The organism is Streptomyces sp. XY431 (assembly GCF_001279805.1).
GTDB classification, from domain to species: Bacteria; Actinomycetota; Actinomycetes; order Streptomycetales; family Streptomycetaceae; genus Kitasatospora; species Kitasatospora purpeofusca.
Genome location: NZ_LGDO01000001.1, coordinates 38030 through 62770, shown reverse-complemented (window position 1 = coordinate 62770; position 24741 = coordinate 38030). Strand labels below are relative to the sequence as shown.

Annotated in this window: 20 protein-coding genes and 1 pseudogene; 12 read left to right on the top strand and 9 right to left on the bottom strand. The window is 72.2% G+C overall.

The window, feature by feature from the left end; all coding sequences use genetic code 11:
• Positions 1-19: 19 nt before the first annotated feature.
• The 6 genes from murJ (at position 20) to trxA (ending at position 8197) form a co-directional block, all read left to right on the top strand.
• A complete protein-coding gene (gene murJ / locus ADK60_RS00275; protein WP_053642223.1) occupies positions 20-2548 on the top strand; it encodes a murein biosynthesis integral membrane protein MurJ in 2529 nt (842 codons plus the stop codon).
• 231 nt (positions 2549-2779) lie between these two features.
• Positions 2780-4852: a protein kinase family protein gene (locus ADK60_RS00270; RefSeq protein WP_053642221.1), complete on the top strand. Its 2073-nt coding sequence runs from the start codon at positions 2780-2782 to the stop codon at positions 4850-4852.
• Between the two features lie 43 nt (positions 4853-4895).
• Positions 4896-5633 carry an RNA polymerase sigma factor SigM gene (sigM, locus tag ADK60_RS00265; RefSeq protein ID WP_107084126.1) on the top strand — a complete coding sequence of 246 codons (738 nt, stop codon included), beginning with the start codon at positions 4896-4898 and terminating at the stop codon, positions 5631-5633.
• Positions 5630-6598, top strand: a complete 969-nt coding sequence (locus tag ADK60_RS44345; protein WP_053642219.1) for an anti-sigma factor family protein — start codon at positions 5630-5632, stop codon at positions 6596-6598. Before sigM ends, ADK60_RS44345 begins: the two co-directional genes overlap by 4 nt.
• A 173-nt stretch (positions 6599-6771) precedes the next feature.
• On the top strand, positions 6772-7737 hold the full coding sequence (gene trxB / locus ADK60_RS00255; protein ID WP_045938898.1) for a thioredoxin-disulfide reductase: 966 nt from the start codon (positions 6772-6774) through the stop codon (positions 7735-7737).
• Positions 7738-7870: 133 nt separating this feature from the next.
• The gene (gene trxA / locus ADK60_RS00250; RefSeq protein ID WP_045938899.1) at positions 7871-8197 is read left to right on the top strand and encodes a thioredoxin; all 327 of its coding nucleotides are present in this window, start codon (positions 7871-7873) and stop codon (positions 8195-8197) included.
• A 103-nt stretch (positions 8198-8300) separates the two neighbouring features.
• Here trxA and ADK60_RS00245 read toward each other — a convergent pair whose 3' ends face one another.
• The 9 genes from ADK60_RS00245 to rpmH form a co-directional block, all read right to left on the bottom strand.
• A complete protein-coding gene (locus tag ADK60_RS00245; protein ID WP_053642217.1) occupies positions 8301-8918 on the bottom strand; it encodes a GNAT family N-acetyltransferase in 618 nt (205 codons plus the stop codon).
• Between the two features lie 123 nt (positions 8919-9041).
• Entirely contained in the window at positions 9042-10109 is a 1068-nt protein-coding gene (locus ADK60_RS00240) for a ParB/RepB/Spo0J family partition protein (protein ID WP_053642215.1), read from the bottom strand.
• Positions 10106-11083 carry a ParA family protein gene (locus ADK60_RS00235; protein ID WP_107094445.1) on the bottom strand — a complete coding sequence of 326 codons (978 nt, stop codon included), beginning with the start codon at positions 11081-11083 and terminating at the stop codon, positions 10106-10108. Before ADK60_RS00235 ends, ADK60_RS00240 begins: the two co-directional genes overlap by 4 nt.
• A 267-nt stretch (positions 11084-11350) precedes the next feature.
• Complete coding sequence (rsmG, locus tag ADK60_RS00230) at positions 11351-12196, bottom strand: 16S rRNA (guanine(527)-N(7))-methyltransferase RsmG (protein WP_053642212.1); 846 nt, start codon at positions 12194-12196, stop codon at positions 11351-11353.
• Positions 12197-12371: 175 nt separating this feature from the next.
• Positions 12372-12902: a Jag family protein gene (locus tag ADK60_RS00225; RefSeq protein WP_030392424.1), complete on the bottom strand. Its 531-nt coding sequence runs from the start codon at positions 12900-12902 to the stop codon at positions 12372-12374.
• An 84-nt stretch (positions 12903-12986) separates the two neighbouring features.
• Positions 12987-14156 (bottom strand): membrane protein insertase YidC, encoded by a 1170-nt coding sequence (gene yidC, locus ADK60_RS00220; protein WP_053642210.1) that lies wholly within the window; start codon positions 14154-14156, stop codon positions 12987-12989.
• On the bottom strand, positions 14153-14524 hold the full coding sequence (yidD, locus tag ADK60_RS00215; protein WP_045938903.1) for a membrane protein insertion efficiency factor YidD: 372 nt from the start codon (positions 14522-14524) through the stop codon (positions 14153-14155). The genes yidC and yidD overlap by 4 nt, the downstream gene beginning before the upstream one ends.
• Positions 14521-14949, bottom strand: coding sequence for a ribonuclease P protein component (gene rnpA / locus ADK60_RS41335; RefSeq protein WP_078896308.1), 429 nt, complete (start codon positions 14947-14949; stop codon positions 14521-14523). The genes yidD and rnpA overlap by 4 nt, the downstream gene beginning before the upstream one ends.
• Before the next feature lie 18 nt (positions 14950-14967).
• Positions 14968-15105 carry a 50S ribosomal protein L34 gene (rpmH, locus tag ADK60_RS00205; RefSeq protein ID WP_030392420.1) on the bottom strand — a complete coding sequence of 46 codons (138 nt, stop codon included), beginning with the start codon at positions 15103-15105 and terminating at the stop codon, positions 14968-14970.
• Positions 15106-15458: 353 nt separating this feature from the next.
• Here rpmH and dnaA point away from each other — a divergent pair, with 353 nt between their 5' ends.
• The 6 genes and pseudogenes from dnaA (at position 15459) to gyrB (ending at position 24710) form a co-directional block, all read left to right on the top strand.
• Positions 15459-17384 (top strand): chromosomal replication initiator protein DnaA, encoded by a 1926-nt coding sequence (dnaA, locus tag ADK60_RS00200; protein ID WP_053642208.1) that lies wholly within the window; start codon positions 15459-15461, stop codon positions 17382-17384.
• A gap of 953 nt (positions 17385-18337) precedes the next feature.
• Entirely contained in the window at positions 18338-19468 is a 1131-nt protein-coding gene (gene dnaN, locus ADK60_RS00195; RefSeq protein WP_045938905.1) for a DNA polymerase III subunit beta, read from the top strand.
• Positions 19469-19663: 195 nt separating this feature from the next.
• Positions 19664-20560 (top strand): annotated as a pseudogene (gene gnd, locus ADK60_RS00190) (phosphogluconate dehydrogenase (NAD(+)-dependent, decarboxylating)); the annotation flags it as partial.
• 41 nt (positions 20561-20601) lie between these two features.
• Positions 20602-21735 (top strand): DNA replication/repair protein RecF, encoded by a 1134-nt coding sequence (recF, locus tag ADK60_RS00185; protein ID WP_030392416.1) that lies wholly within the window; start codon positions 20602-20604, stop codon positions 21733-21735.
• Between the two features lie 172 nt (positions 21736-21907).
• Positions 21908-22429: a DciA family protein gene (locus ADK60_RS00180; protein WP_234325874.1), complete on the top strand. Its 522-nt coding sequence runs from the start codon at positions 21908-21910 to the stop codon at positions 22427-22429.
• Between the two features lie 259 nt (positions 22430-22688).
• Entirely contained in the window at positions 22689-24710 is a 2022-nt protein-coding gene (gyrB, locus tag ADK60_RS00175) for a DNA topoisomerase (ATP-hydrolyzing) subunit B (protein WP_045938922.1), read from the top strand.
• The last annotated feature ends 31 nt before the right edge of the window (positions 24711-24741 follow it).

Below are 24741 nucleotides of genomic sequence, written 5' to 3'. Positions count from 1 at the left end.
ACGACAGCGAAGAGGTGACATGACCGGGCGCAGCGAGGAGCGGCCTCCGGGCCGCGGAGAGGGCCGTCCGGGGGCCGAGTCGCCGTCCGGCGACTGGTACGTGGCCGACACCTACGCCCAGGACCCGTACGCGGCCGACGCGTACCGCGACGGTCCGGGCGAGCCGGACCCGTACGGTCTGCGGACCGCCCCGCCCGCCGCGCCGCAGCAGCCGGTGGCCGCGTACGACGTGCCGCCGCAGCTGCCGCCGCAGGGCGGCGACTACCCGGTGCCGCCGACGCCGTTCGGCCCGCCGGTGCCGCCGGTCCAGCCCGGCTGGGACACCCCGGCGCGGGCGGACTGGCGCGACGACCGGCCGCAGCAGCCGGGCGTTCCGGCCGCCCCCGCGGCCCCGGCCCCCCCGGCCGAGGGCTGGGGCGGGCAGCAGCAGCAGTGGCAGCCCGGCCCGGCGCACTCCGCCTGGGACTCCGAGTCCACCGAGTACGTCGGGGTGGACTCGCTGTTCGGCGGCGGCCGGACCACGGCCGAGGCCCCGCGCCCGCCGGCCCAGGCGTCCCCCGGCCAGCAGCACCCCGGACAGCCGTACCCGGTCCAGCAGCCCGGCGCGCAGCCGCCGGCCGCGTCCGTCCCGCCCGCGCCGTTCCCCCCGGCCGGCGCGTACCCGGGACAGCACGGGCCGCAGCCCGCGTACGGCCACGGCGGCCGCGGCGGCCAGGACGGCCCCAGGCCGTTCGTCCCGCCGATCGAGTTCGACCCGCCGCTCTCCGAGGAGGAGGCCACCCTCCAGGTGGCCGCGGTGCAGCTGCCGCCCGCCGTGGAGCCGCTCGCCGACCTCGTGGCGGAGGAGCAGGCCCACCCCGCGGACGCCGCTCCGGCCGCGCCCGCCGCGCAGCCCGCCGCCGGCGGCAAGGTCGCCTCGCTGCTGAACTCCAGCGCGATCATGGCGGCCGGCACCCTGGTCTCCCGGGGCACCGGCTTCCTGCGCACCATGGTGATCGCCGGCGCGATCGGCATCGCCGTGATGGGTGACTCCTACAACGCCGCCAACACCCTGCCGACGCTGCTCTACATCCTGATCGGCGGCGGCGCGCTGAACGCCGTCTTCGTGCCGCAGCTGGTCCGCAGCATGAAGAACGACGCGGACGGCGGCACCGCCTACGCCAACCGGCTGCTCACCCTGGTGATGGTCGGCCTGGCCGGCGTGGTCTTCCTGGCCGTGCTCGGGGCGCCCCTGCTGGTCCAGCTGATCGCCCACCCGATGATGGAGAACCCGGCCCGCGCGGACACCACCGTGGCCATGGCCCGGTACTGCCTGCCGACCATCTTCTTCATGGGCATCCATGTGGTGATGGGCCAGATCCTCAACGCCCGCGGCCGGTTCGGCGCGATGATGTGGACCCCGGTCCTCAACAACCTCGTGGTGATCTTCACCTTCGGCGCCTACATCTGGGTCTACGGCGGCTTCGACGGCACCCACGTCAAGCCGGAGACGATCACCCCCGAGGGCGTCCGGCTGCTCGGCATCGGCACCCTGGTGGGCCTCGCCGTGCAGGCCCTGGCGATGATCCCGTACCTGCGGGCGGCCGGCTTCTCCTTCCGGCCGCGCTTCGACTGGCGCGGGCACGGCCTGGGCAAGGCCGCCCGGCTGGCCAAGTGGACGTTCTTCTTCGTCCTCGCCAACCAGGCCGGCTACCTGGTCATCACCCAGCTCGCCACCGCCGCCGGCGCCGACGCCGAGACGGGCGGCCACGGCGGCGTCGGCCTCGCGGCCTTCTCCAACGCGCTGCTGATCTGGCAGCTCCCGCAGGCCGTCATCACCGTCTCGATCATGAGCGCGGTGCTGCCCCGGCTGTCCCGCGCGGCCGCCGACGAGGACGCCGGCGCCGTCCGCGACGACATCTCCTACGGACTGCGCACCACCGCCGTCGCGGTCGTCCCGGCCTCGTTCCTCTTCCTGGCGCTCGGGCCGGCCATCGGCCAGTCCATCTACGCGGTGGGCGGCGGCGACACCGCCATGGACAACGCGCGCAACGTGGGCCTGATGCTCTCCGCCTTCGCCCTCGGCCTGATCCCGTACTCGGCGCAGTACGTGATGCTCCGCGGCTTCTACGCCTACGAGGACACCCGCACCCCGTTCTCCAACACCGTGTGGGTGGCAGCCTGCCAGGCCGGCTTCTCGCTGCTCTGCTGGGTGCTCCTGCCCCCGGAGTGGACGGTCACCGGGATGGCGTTCGGCTACGGTCTCGCGTACGCCATCGGAGTGACGGTCGCGGTGCCGAAGCTGAAGAAGAAGATCGGCGGACTGGACACCAAGCGGATCGGCAAGACCTACTCCCGCCTCACGACAGCCTCCGTACCCGCCGCGGTGGTCGGTCTGGCCGTCAGCCTGGCGGTCACCAAGGTCGTCGGCGGCTGGGCCGGCGCGGTGCTGACGGTCGTCCTGGCCGGCGGACTCCAGCTGGCCGTCTTCGTGCTCATCGCGAAGCGGCTGCGGATCGAGGAACTCAACGCCATGCTGGGTATGGTGCGCGGCCGACTCGGCCGCTGACCCGGGGTCGGGCCGCCACCGGACCCCGGGTCGTCCCGGGCCCGGCAGGGCGGCCCGGCGTCGGATCTGCACCACATCTCTCCACCATCAGGCAACCGCGCGGACCTTTCGGCGGTCGTACCCGGTGGAGAACAGTGGGCACAATTGTCCTGGAGCACCGGAGTCACCCGCCGATGCGCTCCAACGACTCTCTCTCAGGCCCGGGGCGACACAAGGGGAGGCAGGACCACGGTGGCTGATGGCACCAAGGCGGTCGTCGACACATCGGCAGCTGACGGGGCGGCGGACGAGGCCGCGCTCGCTGCGGCGATCGACGAACTCGCCGACGGCACGGCCCGGGCCACCGCGGCCGGCTCCCCCGCGGAGAAGGACGGCCGCAGCGACCGCACCGACGGCGGCGCGGCCGCCGGGGCCAAGGCCGGGACCACCGGCGCGAGGACCACCGACGGGGAGGCCCGGGCCGCGCGCCCGGCAGCGCCGGCAGCGCCCGCCACGCCCGCCGCGACCGCTCCGGCCCCGACCGCACCCGCCACGACCGCACCGGCCCCGGGCGAGGGGACCTCCGAGACGACCGCGCCGCTGTCGGTCTCCGAGATCGCCGCCGAACTGGCCTCGGGCGACGCCGCCGCCGGCCGGACCGACCCCGGCCCGGCCGCCGCCGCAGCACCTGCCAAGCGCCCCCCGCGGGACCCTCAGCCGACCCACGACCCCCGGGACACCGCCACCCTGCCGCAGACCCTGCCCGCCCCGCAGCGGCGCAGCGGCGACATGATCGGCCACCGCTACCGGCTGGAGGAGTGCATCTCCTCCACCGAGACCTTCAGCAGCTGGCGGGCGGTCGACGAGAAGCTCCGCCGGGCGGTCGGGGTCCACCTGATGGCCTCCGGCCACCAGCGCGCCCGCAAGGTGCTGGCCGCCGCCAAGTCCGCCGCCCTGCTCGGCGACCCGCGCTTCGTACAGGTCCTGGACGCCGTCCAGGAGGGCGAGCTGGTCTACGTGGTGCGGGAGTGGCTGCCGCACGCCTCCGACCTCGCCAAGCTGCTCTCCGACGGGCCGCTGGAGCCGCACGAGGCCTACCAGATGGTCCGCCAGGTCACCGACGCGGTGGCGGCCGCCCACCGGCGCGGCCAGGCCCATCTGCGGCTCACCCCGCGCTGCGTGCTGCGCACCGACAGCGGCCAGTACCGGATCAACGGCATCGCGGTGGACGCCGCGCTGCGCGGCCTCACCGGCGAGGGCAGCGGGGAGGACGCCGAGCGTGTCGACACCCGGGCCATCGGCGCCCTGCTGTTCGCCGCCCTCACCCACCGCTGGCCCTACCCCGAGGACCGCTACGACCTCCAGGGCCTGCCCAGGAACCTCCGCGACGTGGCGCCGGACCAGGTCCGCGCCGGCGTCCACAAGGGCCTTTCCGAGCTGGCCGCCCGAGCCCTGCTCGACCACCCGCCGCACCACGCCGAGCCGATCACCACCCCCGACGGGCTGGCCCGGGCGATCGCCCTGATGCCGCGCATCCGCCAGCCCCAGCCCGAGCTCCCGGCCTTCACCAGCCCACCGCGCCACAACACCCACGCGCTGCCGACCGCGCCCAACCCGACCCGGGTGGTCGCCGCCCCCGGCACCGCGCCGACCCCGGTGGCCGCCCCGGTGCGGCGCAGCGGGCGGCGGCTGCGCACGGCGGTCAAGGTGACCGCGTCGGCGGTCGCCCTCGGCGCCATCGGCTTCGCCTCCTGGCAGCTGGTGGACAGCTTGCGCCCGGGGAGCACGGCCGTCGCCTCCCCCCAGGCCAGCTCCACCTCCGCCACCCCCACCGCCCACGCGGCCACCCACGACCCGGCTCCGATCCCGGTCAAGGACGCACTGTCCTACAACCCGCTGGGCGAGAAGGCCGACGGCGCGGCCAGCCTGCCCAAGGCCATCGACGACGACCCGGCCAGCGAGTGGCAGACCAACTGGTACAGCGACGCGTTCGGGTCCAAGCCGGGCACCAAGGAGGGCACCGGGCTGCTGCTCGACCTCGGCTCGGTGCAGACGGTCTCCAAGGTGACCCTCAAGTGGAGCACCGCCACCACGGCCGAGCTCCGGATGCCCGGCAAGACCGTCGGCAACGCGCAGACCGCCAAGCCGGGTGATTTCACCGTCCTGGGGAAGAAGGCCGGCACAGCGGTCGAGTACAGCCTGGACAGCCCGGTCACCACCCGCTATCTCTTGATCTGGCTGACCAACCTGTCCAAGAATCCGGACAGCGGTCCGAACCCGGGCAAGTACCAGGCTTTCCTCGGCGACGTGAAGGTCTTCGGCTGACCCGCCGACTGCGGTGGCGGAGCACGAACGGCGAGGGGTGGACGTGGCGCAGGACGGACCGGAGCGGGCCGACGACGACGCGGCGCTCCTCGCCCGGCACGTCGGCGGCGACCGGGAGGCCTTCGGCCTGCTGGTGAACCGCCACCGGGACCGGCTCTGGGCCGTCGCCCTGCGCACCCTCGGCGACCGCGAGGAGGCCGCCGACGCCCTCCAGGACGCCCTGGTCTCCGCCTTCCGGTCCGCCCACACCTTCCAGGGCCGTTCGGCCGTCACGACCTGGCTGCACCGGATCGTGGTCAACGCCTGCCTGGACCGCGCCCGCCGGGCGGCCACCCGCCGCACCAAGCCGCTGGACGACGATCCGCAGCGGCTGGACGCCCTGGTCGGCTCGGCCGAGCCGGCCGACTCCCCGGTGGTGCGCGCCGAGGTGCACCGCGAGCTGTCCGCCGCGCTCGCCGAGCTTCCGGTCGAGCAGCGGGCCGCGCTGGTCCTGGTCGACATGCAGGGCTATCCGGTCGCCGAGGCGGCCGAGCTGCTGGGGGTCCCGGTGGGCACGGTGAAGAGCCGCTGCGCCCGGGGCCGGGCCCGGCTGCTGCCGCTCGTCCGGCACCTGCGCGAGGAGCCGGACCCGGGGTCGCGGGGGAGCGGTGTTTCACGTGAAACACCGCCCTCGGGAAACACCTCCCGACCGCCCGGGAACCCACCCGGCGGCCGCACCGTCACAGGGACAGCCCCGGATCCAGCCCGGCCGATTCTGGAAGGAGATGCGAGCACGCGATGACGGCACCGCCCTCCTCCTCCGACCCCACCGCCGGACCGCACCCCTCGGTCGACGAGCTGGCCGACCTCTCCGAGGACCTGCTCGCCCCCGCCGAGGCCGAGGCGCTCCGGGAACACCTGGCCGGCTGCGCCGACTGCCGGGAGACCGTCGACGCGCTCACCGAGGTGCGGGCGCTGCTCGGCGCGGCCGAGCCCCTCGCCGTGCCGGCCGATGTCGCCGCCCGGATCGACGCCGCCCTCGCGGCCGCCGCCGGACCGCCCACGGCCGCCGTGCCTGCCACCGTGCCCGCCGCGGCACCGGCTGTGCCGGCCGCCCGGCCCGCGCCCACCGCGCCACCGAAGGCCCCGCCGTCCCGCCCCGCCGCCGGGACCGGCCCGGGACGGTCCCGGCGCGGACGGCGGAGGGCCCTGCTGCTCGGCTCCGCCGCCGCGCTGCTCGTCCTCGGCCTCGGGGGCGCCTTCCTGTCCCTGTCCTCCCCCGGGCGCCAGGACCTCAGCACCACCGCCGACGCGGCCGCCACCCCCGCCGCCGGCACCCCCGCCCCGGAGAGTTCCACCGCCGGGGCCAAGACCGACCGCTCCACCGGCGGCACGGTCTACCAGGACGACCGGCTCGCCGCCCAGGTCGGGCAGCTGCTCGCCGCCGCGGGCACCTCCCACCCGGTCAAGCCCTCCGCGGTCCCCGGTTCGGGCCCCGCCGCCACCGACCCCGCGGAGGCCCCCGGAGCAACCGCCGTACCGCCCGCGGAGGGCGGCCAGGGCCTCGTCGGCGGCAACCGCTCCACCCCGGCCTGCCCGCCCGCCAGTTCCGCCGCCCTGCTCGCCACCGACCGGGGCAGCTACGCGGGCGCCGCCGCGGACCTCCTGGTGTACGCCATGCCGGGCCGTCCCGAGCTGCTGGACGTCTACCTCCGCGCCCCCGACTGCGGACCGGTCCTGCGCCATCTGACCGTCCCCGCGCCCTGACCGGTGGTTCCCGTGCGATCCATGCCCCGGGCCGCGCGACACTCCCACAGTGCGGGCGCCTGGTACTGATCCCCCTGGGAATGCGAGACACTGGTCAGTCGTTGTCCCGGGCGGCGGAGCAGGACCGCCCTCCCCGCAGCAAACGCGGGTCGCGATGCGAACCAGGAGATGCAGTGAGCGACGTCCGTAACGTGATCATCATCGGTTCCGGCCCCGCCGGGTACACCGCCGCCCTCTACACGGCCCGCGCCTCCCTCAAGCCCCTGGTCTTCGAGGGTGCCGTCACCGCCGGTGGCGCGCTGATGAACACCACCGAGGTCGAGAACTTCCCGGGCTTCCGGGACGGCATCATGGGTCCCGAGCTGATGGACAACATGCGGGCCCAGGCCGAGCGCTTCGGCGCCGAGCTGATCCCCGACGACATCGTCTCGGTCGACCTCACCGGCGACATCAAGACCGTCACCGACTCCGAGGGCAATGTCCACAAGGCCCGCGCGGTGATCGTCACCACCGGCTCCCAGCACCGCAAGCTGGACCTGCCGAACGAGGACAAGCTGTCCGGCCGGGGCGTCTCCTGGTGCGCGACCTGCGACGGCTTCTTCTTCCGCGACCAGGACATCGCGGTGGTCGGCGGCGGCGACACCGCCCTGGAGGAGGCGACCTTCCTCTCCCGCTTCGCCCGCAGCGTCAAGGTCATCCACCGCCGGGACACCCTGCGCGCCTCCAAGGCCATGCAGGAGCGCGCCTTCGCCGACGAGAAGATCAGCTTCGAGTGGGACAGCGCGGTCGAGGCCATCCACGGCGACCCGAAGCTGACCGGTGTCACCCTGCGCGACACCACCACCGGCGAGCTGCGCGAGCTCCCGGTCACCGGCCTGTTCATCGCGATCGGCCACGACCCGCGCACCGAGCTCTTCAAGGGCCAGCTGGAGCTCGACGCCGAGGGCTACCTCAAGGTCGAGGCCCCCTCCACCCGCACCAACATCCCGGGTGTCTTCGCCGCCGGCGACGTCGTCGACCACACCTACCGCCAGGCCATCACCGCCTCCGGCACCGGCTGCTCCGCCGCCCTGGACGCCGAGCGCTACCTGGCCTCGCTGGCCGACCTGGAGGCCCAGGCCGTCACCGTGGCGGTCTGACCCGAAGCGATCCACCGTCCGGATGGGTGTGTTCCACGTGGAACACACCCGCCCCGCCGGGACGAAACAGATCCGCCCCGTGCGGTGTTGTAGACCTGGCAGCCCCTCGCCCGCTTGACCCCTAGGAGTGACCGTGGCCGGCGCCACCACCACCGTGACCGACGCGACGTTCGATGCGGACGTCCTCAAGAGCGACAAGCCCGTTCTCGTCGACTTCTGGGCCGAATGGTGCGGCCCGTGCCGTCAGGTCGCCCCGGTCCTGGAGGAGATCGCGGCCGAGCACGGCGACAAGCTCACCATCGCCAAGCTCGACGTCGACGCGAACCAGCAGACCGCCGCGACGTACAACGTGATTTCCATCCCGACCCTGATCCTCTACAAGAACGGCGAGCCGGTGAAGCAGATCACCGGTGCCCGTCCGAAGGCCGCGCTGCTGCGCGAGCTGGACGGCCTGATCTAGGTCCGTCCCCCGGAACGCCACGAGGGCGGGACTCCCCACCGGGAGTCCCGCCCTCGTCCGTTGCCCGTGGCTCCCGGTGCCTCCCGGAAGCCACGGGGAGCGCTCAGAACGGCCGCAGTGCCGGCTCCTTCCGGCCGCCGCCCAGCAGCCGCTCCAGCGCCCCCTCGACGTCCCCCCGCCAGGAGAGCGTGGTCCGCGCCTCGAGCCGCAGCCGCGGGTAGCGGTGGTGCGGGCGGACCGTCTTGAAGCCCACCGCCAGCAGGTGCTCGGCCGGCAGCACACAGCTGACCGGCTGCCGCCCCACCGCCCCGAAGGCCTCGATCGCCCGGAACCCCCGGCCCAGCAGGTCCTTGGCCACCGTCTGCACCAGCACCCGGCCGATCCCCTGCCGCTGGAAGCCCGGCAGCACCCGGCTGACCATCAGCTGGACGGCGTCCGAGGCCACCGGGCTGGTCGGGAAGGACTGCGAACGCGGCACGTACGCGGGCGGGGCGTAGAGCACGAAGCCGGCCGGCTGCTCGTCCACGTAGACGACCCGGCCGCAGGACCCCCACTCCAGCAGCACGGCGGAGATCCACCCCTCCTTCTCCAGCTCGGGCTTGCCGGACTCCACCGCCGCCCGGCCGCTGACCGGGTCCAGCTCCCAGAACACGCAGGAGCGGCAGGTCGACGGCAGGTCCGTGAGGTTGTCCAGCGTCAACGCAACGATCCGGCGTCCCATGCCCCGCACCTCCTCGTCCACTCCACAGTCGAGCATTCCCCCCGAATGCCGATGGGTGCATGTTTCACGTGAAACAGCGCCCACGTGGAACATGCACCCATCGCGTACCGCGATCGGCCCGGCTCAGCCCTGCGACAGCCGCAGTCCGTCCTCACCGGGCGCGAGGCTGTCCAGGATCCGGTTGAGGTCCTCGACGGAGCCGAACTCCAGCACCACCTTGCCCTTGCCGAGCTTGCCGGCGCGCTGCGAGACCTCGACCTTCACCCGGGTCTCGAAACGGTCGGAGAGCCGGCTCGCCAGGTCGTTGAAGGCCGGCGAGAGGATCTTCCCGGCCTTGGGCGCCTGACGCTTGGGCCGCTCCTCCCGGTCCATCAGCGCGACGATCTCCTCGGTGGTCCGCACCGAGAGCCCCTCCGCGACGATCCGCTTGGCCAGCTCCTCCTGCCGCTCCGGGTCCGGCGCCCCGAGCAGCGCCCGGGCGTGGCCGGCGGTGAGCACCCCCGAGGCCACCCTGCGCTGGACCGCCGGCGGCAGCTTCAGCAGCCGCAGGGTGTTGGACACGTGCGAACGCGAGCGCCCGATCCGGTCCGCCAGCTCGTCATGGGTGCAGGAGAAGTCCCGCAGCAGCTGGTCGTAGGCGGCCGCCTCCTCCAGCGGGTTGAGCTCCGCCCGGTGCAGGTTCTCCAGCAGGGCGTCCAGCAGCAGCTTGTCGTCCTCGGTGGCCCGGACGATCGCCGGGATCTGCTCCAGCCCGGCCTCCCGGGAGGCCCGCCAGCGCCGCTCGCCCATGATGAGCTCGAAGCGCCCCGGCGCGGACTGGCGCACCACCACCGGCTGGAGCAGGCCCACCTCCTTGATCGAGGCGACCAGCTGGGCCAGCTTGTCCTCGTCGAACACCTCGCGCGGCTGGCGCGGGTTGGGGGTGATCGCGTCCAGCGGCAGTTCGGCGAAGTAGGCGCCCTCCACCCGGGTCAGCTCCGCCTCGGCGGCGGCCTGCTCACGCAGGCTCTCCGCGGCCGCCTTGGCCGCCAGCGTGCCCCGGCCCGAGGGCAGCGTCGGCACCGCCGTCGGCGACGCCGCGCCGGACGGGGCCACCGCGGGCTGCGCCGTGCTCCCGGCCCCTCCGACTGCCGGGGCCACCGGGGAGATCAGCGCCCCCAGTCCTCGTCCCAGACCCCTGCGACCACTCACCGATTGCCCTCCGTCGTACCGTGCTGTGCCACCGGGGCTCCCTGCTGCCCCGAACCGTCCCGCTGCTGCCCCACCAACGAACCGCCGCCCGTGGCGGACACCGCCCGCAGCGCCAGCTCCCGGGCGGCCTCCAGGTAGGAGAGCGCACCGGTGGAGCCGGGATCGTAGGTGAGCACCGTCTGACCGTAGCTGGGCGCCTCCGAGATCCGGACCGAGCGCGGGATCGCGGTGTGCAGGACCTCCTGCGGGAAGTGCGTCCGGACCTCCTCCGCCACCTGGGCGGCCAGCCTGGTCCGGGCGTCGTACATGGTGAGCAGGATGGTGGAGACGTGGAGCGCCGGGTTGAGGTGCGCCCGGACCAGCTCGACGTTGCGCAGCAGCTGGCCGAGGCCCTCCAGCGCGTAGTACTCGCACTGGATCGGGATCAGCACCTCCTGGCCGGCGACCAGGGCGTTGACCGTCAGCAGGCCCAGCGAGGGCGGGCAGTCGATCAGGATGTAGTCCAGCGGCTGCTCGTACGCGGCGATGGCCCGCTGCAGCCGGCTCTCCCGGGCCACCAGCGACACCAGCTCGATCTCCGCGCCGGCCAGGTCGATGGTGGCGGGGACGCAGAAGAGCCCCTCGACCTCGACCACCGGCTGGACCACGTCGGCCAGCGGCTTGCCCTCCACCAGTACGTCGTAGATCGAGGGCACCTCGGCGTGGTGGTCGATGCCGAGCGCGGTCGAGGCGTTGCCCTGCGGGTCGAGGTCGACCACCAGGACCCGCAGCCCGTGCATGGCCAACGAGGCGGCGAGGTTGACGGTGGTGGTGGTCTTGCCCACCCCGCCCTTCTGGTTGGCCACCACCATCACCCGGGTGGTGGCGGGCCGGGGCAGTCCTTCGCCCGCTCGGCCGATGGCCTGGACCGCAGCCTGGGCGGCACGCGCGATGGGCGTGTCATCGATCTGGTCGATGGTCTCCGAGTCCTGCATGGGGCTCAGTGTTTCACGTGAAACCGGAGCGGCAACAGTCACCGCCCGGCTGCGAGCGAGGATTCCCGAGAGCAGAGAGCGACGTTTCACGTGAAACACCATGCCCGCAATGTCGGAATTCTGACGATGCGACACTCCGGTGAACCCCGAGTCGTCCTGCCGGCCGCCCTCCCGTCACCGGGACGTCGGAGGGCTCCGCAGCGGCCGCGAACGACCACGGGCGGGTGGTCCGAGGACCACCCGCCCGTGTCGAGTCCCACCCCGGTGTCAGCGGGGACGCCGCCGGGGGTTGCGGGCGCGGTCGCCGCCGCGGGCCGCGCCACCGGTACCGGCCCGGCCGGCCCTGGCCGCGGCCTTGGCCCGACGGGTCGCCGCCCGCACGCCGCCCGGGCTCTCGCCCACCTTGACCTGGATCACCCGGGTCGAGGTCTCCAGGGTGCCGTCGCCGACCGAGATCACCGACCACTCCACCCCGCCGAGCTTCGCCAGCCCGGCCCGCGAGTCGGCGAGCTCCTGCTCCGCGCTGTCACCCTTGAGCGCCAGCATCTGGCCGTACGGCTTCAGCAGCGGGAGGCCCCAGCCGGCCAGCCGCTCCAGCGGCGCCACCGCACGGGCGGTCACCACCTCCACCGCGACCTTGCCGACCATCTCCTCGGCCCGGCCGCGGAGCACGGTGACGTTCTCCAGACCGAGCTCGCGGACCACCTCCTCCAGGAAGGTGGTCCGGCGCAGCAGCGGCTCCAGCAGGGTCACCGAGACGTCCGGGCGGGCCAGCGCCACCGGGATGCCGGGCAGCCCGGCGCCGGAGCCGACGTCGCAGAGCGTCGTCCCGGCCGGCAGCAGCTCGGCGAGCACCGCGCAGTTCAGCACATGGCGGTCCCAGAGCCGGGGCACCTCGCGCGGGCCGATCAGCCCCCGGGTCACGCCCTCGGTCGCCAGCAGCTCGGTGTAGCGGACGGCGGCGTCGAACCGCTCGCCGAAGACCTCCCGGGCGACGGCCGGCGGAGCGGGCGGCGGCTCGACCGCCGGCCGCCCGCCCGCGGACGCGCTCCCGGCATCCGGACCACCGGCTCCCGACTCCGGCTCTCCGGCAGGCACGCTCTCCGTGTCCATCTCGACCTCTCCGCTCCCCGGATCCACCGACCCGCTCCTGCACCGTTTCACGTGAAACATCTCTCGCCGGGCCAGCGCCCCGCGAAGGGACGACGACCCCGCCCGCGCGTGGCGGACGGGGTCGGGTCCTCGTGTCGCATGCCGGCCGCCCTGGCGGCCGGCGGTCGCCCGGCCGTCAGGCCGGCAGCACGACCACGCAACGCTGGGGCTCCTCGCCCTCCGACTCACTGCGCAGACCGGCCGCGGCCACCGCGTCGTGGACGACCTTGCGCTCGAACGGGGTCATCGGACGCAGCTTGACCTGCTCCCCGGAGCTCTTCACCTGCTCCGCGGCCTGGGACCCGAGGGTGGCCAGCTCCGTGCGCTTGCGGGCCCGGAAGCCGGCGATGTCCAGCATGAGGCGGCTGCGCTCGCCGGTCTCCCGGTGGACGGCCAACCGGGTCAGCTCCTGCAGCGCCTCCAGCACCTCGCCGTCCTGGCCGACCAGCCGATGCAGGGCCCGGTCGTTGCCGTCGCTGACGATGGAGACCAGGGCGCGGTCGCCCTCGACGTCCATGTCGATGTCACCGTCCAGGTCCGCGATGTCGAGCAGACCCTCCAGGTAGTCCGCCGCGATGTCGCCCTCCTGCTCCAGGCGGGCGACGATGTTCTCGTCGGCGCCGGGGGCGGCCTCGGCCTCGACGGCGGAGGTGGTGCCTTCCGTCACTGATGGACTCCTTCGGAGATGGGCCCGGTTGGTGGGCCGGTAACGAGGTTCAGGGGGCCGCGGAGGCGGTTCGGACCGGGCCGGTCACTTCTTCTTCGGCCGCTGCCCGCCGCGCTTGGGCTGCTGTCGGCCGCCCTGCTGACGGGTGGCGGCCGGCTTGGCCGCGGTCTGCTTGGCGGCACCGGTGGCACCAGTGGCACCGGCCGCACCGGTGCTCGCGGTGTCGGCCGAGTCCGCCGGCACCGCGTCCGCGGGCTGCTCGGCCGGGGCGTCCTTGGTCAGGCTCGCCGGCTGGCCGGCACCGTGCTGGCGCTGCGACTTGGTCTGCTTCCGCGGCTGCTGGCGGCGCACCTGCACCGACTCCTCCACCACGGCCTCGGCGGTGGCGGCCGACTTCTTCGCCGGCAGCAGGCCCCAGAGCGGGCCCTGGATGACGGAGCCGTCCGGGTTCAGCCGGCCCTGCTTCTTCAGCCGCTCCTGACGCTCGTCCCAGGCCTTGCTGCCCGGCGTCGGGTTGTTGCGGATGACGATCAGCTGCTGGCCCATCGACCAGATGTTGGTGGTCAGCCAGTAGACCAGGACACCGACGGGGAAGTTGATGCCCATCACGGCGAACATGATCGGGAAGACGTACATCAGCATCTTCTGCTGCTGCATGAACGGCGTCTTCACGGTGAGGTCGACGTTCTTCGTCATCAGCTGGCGCTGGGTGATGAACTGCGAGAGCGACATCAGGATGATCATCACGGCGACGACGATCTTGACGCTGACCTCGCTGCTGCCGACGAAGGTCGCCGAGAGCGGGGCACCGAAGATGTGGGCCTGCTGGGCGCTGTCCAGCAGGGTGCCGTCGATCACGCCGATCGGCTTGCCGTCTGCGACCTTGGCGAGCACGCCGTAGAGCGCGGTGAAGAACGGCGCCTGCACGATGATGGGAAGGCAGCTGGAGAACGGGTTGGTACCCGCCTCCTTGTACAGCTTCATCATCTCTTCGGACTGGCGCTGGCGGTCGTTCTTGTACCGCTCCTGGATGGCCTTCATCTTCGGCTGGATCGCCTGCATGGCCCGGGTCGCCTTGATCTGCTTCACGAAGAGCGGGATCAGGCAGATCCGGATGACGACCACCATCGAGGCGATGGCCAGACCCCAGGCCCAGCCACCGTTCGGATCGAAGACGTGGCTGTACAGCGAGTGGAACTGGACGATGATCCAGGACACCGCTGTGTACAGGGGGTTGAGGAAGGAGAAGGTCACCGGTCAGGCTCCTTGGACATTGGGATCGGCCCCACGGGGCCAATGGTCGCCGGGCCCTCTGGGTCCGGACCGGCGGGGGGCATGATCACCGGCTGGTCGGCGGCGGACCGGCCCTTCAGCCGGTCCCGCAGCCGGCGGTGCCACACCGGATGCTTGCGCGGCGGGACATGGTCGACCCCACCGGGCGTCCATGGATTGCAGCGCAGGATGCGCCACACGGTCAGTGCGCCGCCCTTCACCGCTCCATGTGTCCGCACGGCCTCGAAGCCGTAGTGCGAGCAGGAGGGGTAGTAGCGGCACACCGGACCGAGCAGTGGGCTGATGGTCCACTGGTAGACCCTGATCAGACCCATCAGCAGGTACTTCATCGACCTGCTCCCGTCGGCGCCGAAACAGCATGCTCGGCCTTGAGCAGCCGTTTGAGCGCCGCGTCCAGGTCACGTTCGAGTTCCTGGTACGAGGCGGACGCGGCCGGAGGCAGCGCACGCACCACTATCAGGCTACCGGCGGGCAGCCGGGACAGACGATCACGCACAAGGTGCCGCAACCGGCGCTTGACCAGGTTGCGAGTGACCGCCGGGCCGACGGCCTTGCTCACGACGAAACCCGCACGCGCCGAAGGAGTCCCCTCGGCGACGTGCGGGCGGATGTCGCTGGCCCGGTCGGTGTGATCCCCGGAGCCGTCCTCTCTGGCGAGATGGACGACCAGTAGGGGCTTACCGGCCCGACGACCGCGTTTGACCGCGGTCGCGAAGTCCTGGCGCCGCCGCAGCCGATTCTCGGAGGGCAGCACAACAGACTCTTGTGCGGATCAGGCGGACAGGCTGGTGCGGCCCTTGCCACGGCGGGCAGCCAGGATGGCGCGGCCGGCGCGGGTACGCATACGCAGCCGGAAGCCGTGGGTCTTCGCGCGACGACGGTTGTTCGGCTGGAAGGTGCGCTTGCTCACTCGGGGGCTCCTGAGGTGAATCGTAGGATGACGGGTGATCGCTTGGCCGTCACCGTGCGTCCGCGTGATCTCCCCGATTACGGAAATCCGGCCCATCACCCCAGTTCGGCTGGGGTTTGAGGCAATCCACGGCGCCCGTGCTGCGCGCCTTATGGAGCGGGTGGACCCGCGGACATGCGGCAGCGGCCATCGACAACTCGACCTGGTTACGGTACGCGGGACGGGGCACGAGGGTCAAACCAGCCGCCTGGAGGCGGTTTGCCCACAGCCTGTGGACAACGACTTGATCCCGCTCTGTTCGCTGACTACCGTTGCAGGACTTGTCTGGTTTGTTCATTGGAAAGCGTGCACCAGTGGCTGATGTCAACAGCGACCTCGTCCCGGTCTGGGCCAGGGTCGTCGAGCGCCTGGTCGCCGACCCGGACATCGGGGAGATGGACAAACAGTGGGTGCAGCGCACCCAGCCGATGTGGATGATGCACGACACCGCCCTGCTGGCGGCCCCCAACGAGCGGGCCAAGCAGGTGCTGGAGGGGCGGCTGCTGCCGCAGCTGGCCGAGGCGCTCTCCCGCGAGCTGGGCCGCCCGGTGCGGATCGCCGTGATGGTCGACGCCAACGCGATGCCCACCATGCCCGCTCCCGCCGCCCAGGCGCCCGTGGAGCCGTACCCGAACCCGTCGGGACACGACGAGCACGACGAGCACGACGACCGCCGCGAGCACGACGACCGGCACCGGCAGGACGACCGCCAGCGGCACGACGACCGCCAGCGGCACGACGACCGGCAGCAGCGGCAGGACGAGCGCCACGGGCAGGACGAGGGCCACTACGGCGGCCCGGGCTACCCGCGCCCCTACGAGTCCGACTACGACCGGCCCCGCTACGACAACGGCGGCTACGAGCAGCGCCCCGCGCCCTACGGCGGTCCGGCGGCCGGCCCGGTCTGGCCCGGCTACCAGGAGCAGCAGCCCGACTACCGCGAGCCCGACGAGCCGATGGACCGGCGCGCGCCGAGGGCCCTGCCCCCGTCCTCGACCACCCAGGGCGACCTCTTCGGCGGCGCCTACGGCCCCGGCCCCGGCGAGCACCCGCGGACCGCCTCCGGCCGTCGAGGCCCCGGCGGCCGCCCCGCCCAGCGCCCCGCGGACAAGGCCCCGGCCGAGCGCGCCACCGACCGCCCGGCGGTACCGGGGGTTCCCCCGCCGCCCGGCGCACCGCCCGCCGGCGGGTCCCGCAAGGACGAGCCGGCCGCCCGGCTGAACCCCAAGTACCTCTTCGACACCTTCGTCATCGGCGCCAGCAACCGCTTCGCGCACGCGGCGGCGGTGGCGGTCGCCGAGGCCCCGGCCAAGGCGTACAACCCGCTCTTCATCTACGGCGAGTCCGGGCTGGGCAAGACCCATCTGCTGCACGCCATCGGGCACTACTCGCGCAGCCTCTTCCCGGGCACCCGGGTCCGGTACGTGTCCTCGGAGGAGTTCACCAACGAGTTCATCAACTCGATCCGGGACGGCAAGGCGGACACCTTCCGCAAGCGCTACCGGGACATGGACATCCTGCTCGTGGACGACGTGCAGTTCCTGGCGAGCAAGGAGTCCACGCAGGAGGAGTTCTTCCACACCTTCAACACCCTGCACAACGCCAACAAGCAGATCGTGCTCTCCTCCGACCGGCCGCCGAAGCTGCTGACCACGCTGGAGGACCGGCTGCGCAACCGCTTCGAGTGGGGGCTGATCACCGACGTCACCCCGCCGGAGCTGGAGACCCGGATCGCGATCCTGCGCAAGAAGGCGATCCAGGAGCAACTCAACGCCCCGGCCGACGTGCTGGAGTTCATCGCGTCCCGGATCACCCGGAACATCCGGGAGCTGGAGGGGGCCCTGATCCGGGTCACCGCCTTCGCCAACCTCAACCGGGCGCCGGTCGACCTGGAGCTGGCCGGGATCGTCCTCAAGGACCTCATCCCCGGCGGTGACGAGGACGCCGGGCCGGAGATCACCGCCCAGGTGATCATGCAGCAGACCGCGGCCTACTTCGGCCTCGGCGTGGACGACCTCTGCGGATCCTCGCGCAGCCGGGTGCTGGTGACGGCCCGCCAGATCGCCATGTACCTCTGCCGCGAGCTGACCGACCTCTCGCTGCCGAAGATCGGCGCGCAGTTCGGCGGCCGCGACCACACCACGGTGATGCACGCGGACCGCAAGATCCGCTCGCTGATGGCGGAGCGGCGCTCGATCTACAACCAGGTCACCGAGCTCACCAACCGCATCAAGAGCTGACTTCCCGGCCCGTCCGCGGGACGGGCGGCAGGTGGCCGGAAAAGGGCGTCAGGAGCGATCCTGACGCCCTTTCGGCATATCCACAGGTGTGCGTCGACGGCCGGCGGGGCAGGGATGCCGGTGACGGACGCTCCGCCAGTCCACAGCCCGCGCCGAACATCTGACCAGGGATTCGAACGCCCAGGGTGCGCGAGGCCGAAATCCACAGGCCGGACCGGTTCTCCACTGTCCACAGGGCGGGTGGCCGGAAGTTATCCAGAATTCCTCCACAGGGCGGCCGCCGCTACGCTCTTCCGCGCAGGTCAGGTGCCTGTGGACTTGTGCACAACAGTTATCCACAGGCTGTGGACAATTGGCGGCCCGTCACTGGGCCGTCCGGGTTGTCCACCGGTTGTCCCCAGGGAGAGGGCAGTTGTCCCCAGGTTGTCCACAGCTGTGTCCACAGTTCGACAACCTTCTGCGGGCGTTCATACCCAGGTGTGAAAGGCGTCACGAAAAGTTGACCGGGGCCCGTGGATAACCGGGCCCGGATCTGGGGACGGAGCTGGGGATAACCTGTGGATACCCAGCGTGCCCTGTGGGTAACGCTCCGCCGTCCACAGCGGGCCGTGTTCGTCCACAGCCGCCATCCACATGTCCTGTGGACAAAAAACCGGGCCTGACCTGCTAAAACAGGGTTATCCACGGTTTCCACAGGCCCTACTACTACCACTACACCTATAGACCCATCGAACTGCTCAAAAGCAGGTGGGCCCGAAATCTGTGGACAACCGGGCCCCGACATCCGTTCGAGTTGCTTCCGCCCGTCTGCCCCGTCTGTCGGTGGAGTACGTCAGACTGTCCTCGGCGACTGGAAGCGGAGCGGCGGAGCTCGGTGGACAGCCGCACCGAAGACCAAGATCAGAAGAACCAGACGTGCGAGCGGGAGCGCTCGATCCAGGAGGCGGTTACCGGTGAAGTTCCGGGTGGAGCGTGACGTCCTCGCGGAGGCGGTGGCCTGGGCTGCTCGCAGCCTCCCGGCACGGCCGCCGGTGCCGGTGCTGGCCGGCCTGCTGCTGACGGCGCAGGACGGCAGCCTGGCCCTGTCCGGCTTCGACTACGAGGTCTCGGCCCGGGTCGGGCTGGAGGCCGACATCGAGGAGCCCGGCACCGTGCTGGTCTCCGGCCGGCTGCTCAACGACATCTCGCGCAACCTGCCCAACCGGCCGGTGGAGATCTCCACCGACGGCCAGCGGGTCAGCGTGGTCTGCGGCAGCTCCCGGTTCACCCTGCCGACCCTCCCGGTCGACGAGTACCCGGCCCTGCCGGCGATGCCGACCGCGACCGGCACCGTCCCGGGCGACGTCTTCGCCTCCGCGGTCAGCCAGGCCGCCGTGGCCGCCGGCCGCGACGACACCCTGCCGGTGCTCACCGGCGTCCGGGTCGAGATCGAGGGCGACCGGATCACCCTGGCCGCCACCGACCGCTACCGCTTCGCCGTCCGCGAGCTGATGTGGAAGCCCGAGCAGTCCGACATCTCGGCGGTCGCGCTGGTCCCGGCCAAGACGCTCCAGGACATCGCCAAGTCCCTGGGCAGCGGCGACAGCGTCTCCATCGCGCTCTCCTCGGGCGGCGCGGGCGAGGGCCTGATCGGCTTCGAGGGCGCCGGTCGGCGGACCACCACCCGGCTGCTGGAGGGCGAGTTCCCCAAGTACCGCAGCCTCTTCCCGACCGAGTTCAACGCGATCGCGGCGATCCAGACCCAGCCCTTCCTGGAGGCGCTCAAGCGCGTCTCCCTGGTGGCCGAGCGCAACACCCCGGTCCGGCTGAACTTCGAGGAGGGCGTGCTCACCCTGGAGGCCGGCTCCGGCGACGACGCCCAGGCCACCGAGCGGATCGACGCCTCCCTGGAGGGCGACGCCATCTCGATCGCGTTCAACCCGGGCTACCTGGAGGAGGGCCTCAAGGCCATCGACTCCCCCTTCGCCCAGCTGAGCTTCACCACCCCGACCAAGCCCGCGCTGCTCAGCGGCAAGGCCTCGGTGGACGCCGAGGCCGACGAGGCGTACCAGTACCTGATCATGCCGGTCCGCCTCTCCGGCTGAGCCCGGGACACCCGGCCGGACGCTCCGGCCGGGTCCGCGCACCGGCCGGCTTCCGGTCCGCCGGGCCGTTCGCCCACAGCCCTGTGAACAAACCTGTGGAAGCCTCCCCCGGTCGGCCCCGATCGCGGGGAGGCGCTCGCGCTCCAGCACGTAGGCTCAAGGAAGCGCGGCAACGGCGCCGCCCGCAGAGACGTCACCACAGGTAAGGATTTGGCTATGGAGCTCGGCCTCATCGGTCTCGGCAAGATGGGCGGCAACATGCGCGAGCGGATCCGCCGCGCCGGCCACACCGTCATCGGCTACGACCGCAACCCCGACATCTCCGACGTCGAGAGCCTCCAGGAGCTGGTCTCCAAGCTGCAGGGCCCGCGCGTCGTCTGGGTCATGGTCCCGGCGGGCGCCGCCACCCAGGCCACCGTGGACGAGCTGGCCGAGCTGCTGTCCCCCGGTGACGTGGTCGTCGACGGCGGCAACTCCCGCTGGACCGACGACATCAAGCACGCCGAGGCGCTGGCCGCCAAGGGCATCGGCTTCGTCGACTGCGGCGTGTCCGGCGGCGTCTGGGGCCTGGAGAACGGCTACGCGCTGATGTACGGCGGCGACGCCGCGCACGTCGCCCTGGTCAAGCCGGTCTTCGACGCGCTCAAGCCCGAGGGCGACTTCGGCTCGGTGCACGCGGGCGCGGTCGGCGCCGGCCACTTCGCCAAGATGGTCCACAACGGCATCGAGTACGCGATGATGCAGGCCTTCGCCGAGGGCTGGGAGCTGCTGGAGGCCGCCCCCGAGGTCACCGACGTCCGCGAGGTCTTCCGCAGCTGGCAGGAGGGCACCGTGATCCGCTCCTGGCTGCTCGACCTGGCCGTCCGTGCCCTGGACGACGACGAGCACCTGGCCAAGCTCAAGGGCTGGGCCGCCGACTCCGGCGAGGGCCGCTGGACCGTCGAGGCCGCGATCGACCACGCCGTCCCGCTGCCGGCGATCACCGCCTCGCTGTTCGCGCGCTTCGCCTCCCGCCAGGACGACTCGCCGCAGATGAAGATGATCGCCGCGCTGCGCAACCAGTTCGGCGGCCACGCGGTCGAGTCGAAGTAGTCCCGAAGCTTCTCCACAGAAGGCGAGCGCAGTCCACCGCCATGCACGTCGCGCACCTGTCGCTCGCCGACTTCCGCTCCTACGCCCGGGCCGAGGTTCCCCTCGACCCGGGCGTGACGGCGTTCGTCGGCCCCAACGGCCAGGGCAAGACCAATCTGGTCGAGGCGGTCGGCTACGTCGCCACCCTGGGCAGCCACCGGGTCGCCACCGACGCCCCGCTGATCCGGCTGGGCGCCGAGAGCGCCGTGATCCGCACCTCGGTGGTCGACCGGGGACGCTCCACCCTGGTCGAGCTGGAGATCACTCCGGGCAAGGCCAACCGGGCCCGGATCAACCGCTCCGACAACGTCCGCCCGCGCGATGTGCTGGGCCTGCTGCGCACCGTGCTGTTCGCCCCCGAGGACCTCGCCCTGGTCAAGGGCGACCCGGGGGAGCGCCGGCGCTTCCTGGACGAGCTGCTGACCGCCCGCGCGCCCCGGCTGGCCGGGGTCCGGCAGGACTACGAGCGGGTGCTCAAACAGCGCAACGCCCTGCTGAAGACCGCCGCGATGGCCCGCAGGGCCGGTGGCGGCAAGGGCGCCGACCTCTCCACCCTGGAGGTGTGGGACGGCCATCTGGCCCGGGCCGGCGCCGAGCTCACGGCCTTCCGCCTGCAGCTGGTGGCGTCCCTCCAGCCGCTGGTCTCGGCCGCCTACGGGCAGCTCGCGCCGGGGGGCGGCGACACCGCGCTGGAGTACCGCAGCTCCTTCGAGGGCGAGCTGCCGACCAGCCGCGAGGAGGCCGAGGAGCAGCTGCTCCAGGCGCTGCGGACGGTCCACAAGCAGGAGGTCGACCGGGGGATCACCCTGGTCGGTCCGCACCGGGACGAACTGGTGCTCAAGCTCGGTCCGCTGCCCGCCAAGGGCTACGCCAGCCACGGCGAGTCCTGGTCGTTCGCGCTGGCGCTGCGGCTGGCCTCCTACGAGCTGCTGCGCTCGGACGGGGGAGAGCCGGTGCTGATCCTGGACGACGTCTTCGCGGAGCTGGACGCCGCCCGCCGCGACCGGCTGGCCGAGCTGGTGGCCGGCGGCGAGCAGGTGCTGGTCACCGCGGCGGTCGCCGAGGACGTGCCGAAGGCGCTGGCCGGGGCCCGGTACACGGTCGCCGACGGCGCGGTCCAGCGCGTCACCGCCTGATCCCGCCGTCCGCCGTACCCGGCCCGCGGCGGGTCTCCCCCGCCCCGCCGGGGGCTGCCCGGGCGGTCCCGGACACCTCCGTACGACACCCACCCGCGCCGCCCGGGCCGGTCCGGCTCCCGTACGCTGGACGGCTCACCGTTGTCCACAGGGTGGGGATAAGGAGATCGCCGTGAGCGAGTCGGCGGAGCACCCCGAGCCGACCGGTGCCGATCTGGCGCGTTCGGCGCTGCGGGCGGCCCGGGCGCAGGCCCGCCAGCGCGGTGAGCAGGTGCGCGAGAAGCGTGAGGCGAAGCGCACCGGTCTGCGCAGCGGGGCCCGCTCGGACGGCCGTGACCCGGTGCCGCTGGGGGCGGCGCTCAACCGGCTGCTGACCGAACGCGGCTGGGAGTCCTCGGCGGCGGTCGGCGGGGTGATGGGCCGTTGGCCGCAGATCGTCGGGCCCGACATCGCCGCGCACTGCACCCCGACCGCCTACGACGACGAGGCGGCGGTGCTCACCGTGCAGTGCGACTCCACCGCCTGGGCAACCCAACTGCGCTGGCTGGCACGACAGTTGGTGGCACGCCTGAACCACGAGCTGGGCCACGGCACGGTGCGCACGATCAAGGTGCTCGGCCCGGCCGCCCCGGTGCGCGGCTACGGCCGGCTGCGCGCTCCCGGCAGCAAGGGGCCGGGTGACACCTGGGGGTGACCCCGGAGGGTGCCGGGAGGGAGCGGACCGTAATCCTCCGGAACCCCTGACGGCCCTTCCAGGCGCTCTGAGCCCCCCGGTCGAGTATCGGGACATGTCCCGAGGGGATTCAGGGCGGCATTTCTGCCCTCAGAGGCTGCCAAACGCCCATCGATGTCAGTCGTACCGGTAGACTGAAGGGCAAACACTGTTGCTAGTGGCAACCGAGTCGAAACGCCGTGGTCGCACGCCCGCCCGTAGGGGAGCGGGGATGCGGCCCGTGCTGTGCCAGAGAGGGCGCTTCGTGGCCGATTCCGGCAACCCCAGCCAGATCCCAGACCAGACCGACCAGGCCGAGAGGTCGTACGACGCCAGCGCCATCCAGGTGCTGGAGGGCCTCGACGCCGTCCGCAAGCGCCCCGGCATGTACATCGGTTCCACCGGTGAGCGCGGCCTGCACCACCTGGTGCAGGAGATCGTGGACAACTCCGTCGACGAGGCGATGGCCGGGCACGCGGACACCATCAACGTATCGCTCCTGGCCGACGGCGGCGTCCGCGTGGTCGACAACGGCCGAGGCATCCCGGTCGGCATCATGCCGGGCCAGGGCAAGCCCGCCGTCGAGGTCGTGCTGACGGTCCTGCACGCGGGCGGCAAGTTCGGCAACGGCGGCTACGCGGTCTCCGGCGGTCTGCACGGCGTCGGCGTCTCGGTGGTGAACGCGCTGTCCACCCGCCTCGCCGTGGAGATCCACACCGACGGCCACCGCTGGACGCAGGAGTACAAGGTCGGCGCGCCGACCGCCCCGCTGTCGCAGCACGAGGCCACCGAGCTCACCGGCACCAGCGTCACCTTCTGGGCCGACCCGGACATCTTCGAGACCACGGTCTACTCCTTCGAGACGCTCTCCCGGCGCTTCCAGGAGATGGCGTTCCTCAACAAGGGCCTGACCATCGCCCTGACCGACGAGCGCCCCGAGCACGTCGACGAGGAGGGCAAGCCGCTCTCCGTCACCTACAAGTACGACGGCGGCATCGCCGACTTCGTCGCCCACCTCAACTCCCGCAAGGGCGACGTGATCCACCCCTCGGTGATCGACTTCGAGGCGGAGGACAAGGACAAGGCGATCTCGGTCGAGATCGCCATGCAGTGGAACTCCTCGTACACCGAGGGGGTCTACTCCTTCGCCAACACGATCCACACCCACGGCGGCGGTACCCACGAGGAGGGCTTCCGCGCCGCGCTGACCGGTCTGGTCAACCGCTACGCCCGCGACAAGAAGCTGCTCCGGGAGAAGGACGACAACCTCTCCGGCGAGGACATCCGCGAGGGCCTGACCGCGATCATCTCGGTCAAGCTCGGCGAGCCGCAGTTCGAGGGCCAGACCAAGGACAAGCTCGGCAACACCGAGGCGAAGACCTTCGTCCAGCGGGTCGTGCACGAGCAGCTGAACGACTGGCTGGACCGCAACCCCAACGAGGCCGCGGACATCATCCGCAAGTCCATCCAGGCCGCCACCGCGCGCGTCGCCGCCCGCAAGGCCCGCGACCTCACCCGCCGCAAGGGCCTGCTGGAGTCCGCCTCGCTGCCGGGCAAGCTCAGCGACTGCCAGTCCAAGGACCCGTCCGAGTGCGAGATCTTCATCGTCGAGGGTGACTCCGCCGGCGGCTCGGCCAAGCAGGGCCGCGACCCGCGCACCCAGGCCATCCTCCCGATCCGCGGCAAGATCCTGAACGTCGAGAAGGCCCGGATCGACAAGGTGCTGCAGAACACCGAGGTCCAGGCGCTGATCTCGGCCTTCGGCTGCGGCATCCAGGAGGACTACGACGAGTCCAAGCTGCGGTACCACAAGATCGTGCTGATGGCCGACGCCGACGTCGACGGGCAGCACATCCGCACCCTGCTGCTGACCCTGCTGTTCCGCTTCATGCGGCCGCTGGTCGAGTCGGGCTACGTGTACCTCGCGATGCCGCCGCTGTACAAGATCAAGTGGGGCAAGGACGACTTCGAGTACGCCTACTCCGACCGCGAGCGCGACGCCGTGATCGCGGCCGGCGTCGAGGCCGGCCGCCGGCTGCCCAAGGACGACGCGATCCAGCGGTTCAAGGGTCTCGGCGAGATGAACGCCGAGGAGCTCCGGGTCACCACCATGGACGCCGAGCACCGGCTGCTGCTCCAGGTCACCCTGGAGGACGCCGCCCGTGCCGACGAGCTGTTCTCGGTCCTGATGGGCGAGGACGTCGAGGCCCGCCGCTCCTTCATCCAGCGCAACGCCAAGGACGTCCGCTTCCTGGACGTGTGACGCCTGCCCGCAGCAGGCCCCGCACGTACCA